Below are 248 nucleotides of genomic sequence, written 5' to 3'. Positions count from 1 at the left end.
AGCGCGCCAGATGGGGCGTACGGCTGTGACCTGTGTCAATGATAGATACGATTATGCACCGCACCAATGGCATATATGCCAATCAATGATTAAGGTAACCCTTATGGATCCGTATCAGCTCAGCGTCTTGCGTGAACTCGGTGATCATGGCAGTGTGGCCGCTACAGCCCGCGCCCTTGGGGTTAGTCCGTCCGCAGTTTCGCAATCCCTCGGCGCCCTTCAGCGCAAATTCAAGGCACCGTTGACCC

Annotated in this window: 1 protein-coding gene; it reads left to right on the top strand. The window is 55.6% G+C overall.

Going from position 1 to position 248, the window contains the following annotated elements; all coding sequences use genetic code 11:
* Positions 1–10 precede the first annotated feature (10 nt).
* Positions 11–248: LysR family transcriptional regulator (locus SCA31_RS24885; RefSeq protein WP_410699626.1), on the top strand; the 238-nt coding region annotated here is incomplete at its 3' end.

The organism is Chryseobacterium sp. SIMBA_028 (assembly GCF_046535285.1).
Taxonomy (GTDB): Bacteria; Bacteroidota; Bacteroidia; order Flavobacteriales; family Weeksellaceae; genus Chryseobacterium.
This window is presented reverse-complemented; position numbering and strand designations above follow the sequence as displayed.